At 46.0% G+C, this 1,479-nt stretch carries 3 protein-coding genes and 1 pseudogene; 1 reads left to right on the forward strand and 3 read right to left on the reverse strand.

Going from position 1 to position 1,479, the window contains the following annotated elements; translation table 11 throughout:
• The 3 genes and pseudogenes from BFF42_RS16960 to BFF42_RS16970 form a co-directional block, all read right to left on the reverse strand.
• On the reverse strand, nt 1–155 hold a 155-nt coding region (locus tag BFF42_RS16960), incomplete at its 3' end, for an IS1 family transposase (protein WP_001348782.1).
• Nucleotides 156–208: 53 nt separating this feature from the next.
• Nucleotides 209–505: pseudogene (locus tag BFF42_RS16965) on the reverse strand (phosphatidate cytidylyltransferase); the annotation flags it as partial.
• Nucleotides 505–1,110: a CDP-alcohol phosphatidyltransferase family protein gene (locus BFF42_RS16970; RefSeq protein ID WP_000177543.1), complete on the reverse strand. Its 606-nt coding sequence runs from the start codon at nt 1,108–1,110 to the stop codon at nt 505–507. The pseudogene BFF42_RS16965 and the gene BFF42_RS16970, both read right to left, overlap by 1 nt.
• A gap of 210 nt (nt 1,111–1,320) precedes the next feature.
• On the opposite strand from BFF42_RS16970, the gene BFF42_RS16975 reads away from it, so the two are divergent.
• Nucleotides 1,321–1,479, forward strand: a 159-nt coding sequence (locus BFF42_RS16975) for an IS1 family transposase (RefSeq protein ID WP_032277379.1), incomplete at its 3' end; no start/stop codon positions are given.

Raw genomic sequence — 1,479 nt, forward strand, 5'->3', positions numbered from 1 at the left:
GTACCGGGCTGAGAGGCGGTGTAAGTGAACTGTAGTTGCCATGTTTTACGGCAATGAGAGCAGAGATAGCGCTGATGTCCGGCAGTGCTTTTGCCGTTACGCACCACGCCTTCAGTAGCGGAGCAGGAAGGACATCTGATGGAAATGGAAGCCACGCAAGCACCTTAAAATCACCATCATACACTAAATCAGTAAGTTGGCAGCATTACCCGATAAGCAAATAGTTAAGAGGAATAACCCAATATAACCACCGCGGAAAATGTACGGATATAAGCATACAATATTCTTTCAATGCCAGAAAACTTATCAGCGCAAAAAACGCCAACGTCATCCAGCGTGGACCTGAAATCACCAGTGAAAAACAAATGACGATGCCCCACCAGGTACGAATACGTAATGTAACCTCACCCCCTTTTCTCTCCGGTAACCGCCATAGCAGAAAACGGTTTATCAGCGTTGCTAAAATTAACAACGCGAAAAGTGTTGCCAGAGATTTTTCCAGCATTATCTTTCAGCACTCATAAAAAGCACACTCCGACAACGATTAATCGCAGTCCAGAGAAGCAGAATTGAAGCAATGCTCCATAAAAGATTATTCCATTGCATCCACTGTGGATAAATGGCAACGGCTAGCCCCCACAGACCAAATATTAACGCGCGATCGCTTTTGCCGAATGGACCGGCATAACTACGAATACCGTTAATCGTCTGCGCGAGTAAACCGCAAAACTCAGTCAATATGGTGCAAAATAACATGAGTATTACGAGTGATGCGTTACTTTCCGGTAAAAATAAAAACGGTAAATAGAGCGCAATATCGGAAATAACATCGCCAGTTTCATTCAAAATCGCCCCCAGACGTGTTTGCTGATTGCACTCACGCGCCAACATGCCATCCAGCGCATTGAGCGCCATACGGATAAAAAGCACGATGGGCAATAGCAAAAAGAGGATGGGTTGTGCCACCAACACCAACAGCAATCCGGTAAAAAGAGAAAGCGCCAGTGCCGTAAGAGTGATGTGATTCGCTGTAACGTGGTGCTTATAAAGCCAAAACATCGTCGGCCTTAACAGCGACTGAAAGAGCGGTTTTATCTGGTAGAGCGTCATTTATCATTCCGTGATATTCAGTTTGCTCTATGGTGCATCAATTGTGATGGCGGAGATATCACAACGCGGAGCATCAACGTAAATTCGGAATATATCATGATGTGGTGGATGGTTTTCCTACACATCTGTTTGATTACCGACTGGATGTCAGTGAGGGTAACGCTGCCAACTTACTGATTTAGTGTATGATGGTGATTTTAAGGTGCTTGCGTGGCTTCCATTTCCATCAGATGTCCTTCCTGCTCCGCTACTGAAGGCGTGGTGCGTAACGGCAAAAGCACTGCCGGACATCAGCGCTATCTCTGCTCTCATTGCCGTAAAACATGGCAACTACAGTTCACTTACACCGCCTCTCAGCCCGGTACGCAC

This window comes from Shigella sp. FC1661, from assembly GCF_001712525.1.
GTDB classification, from domain to species: domain Bacteria; phylum Pseudomonadota; class Gammaproteobacteria; order Enterobacterales; family Enterobacteriaceae; genus Escherichia; species Escherichia coli.

What these genes read in the sequence shown, in the direction of transcription:
- BFF42_RS16970 (WP_000177543.1), bottom strand. Translation starts at nt 1,110, where the DNA reads ATGACGCTCTACCAGATAAAACCGCTCTTTCAGTCGCTGTTAAGGCCG.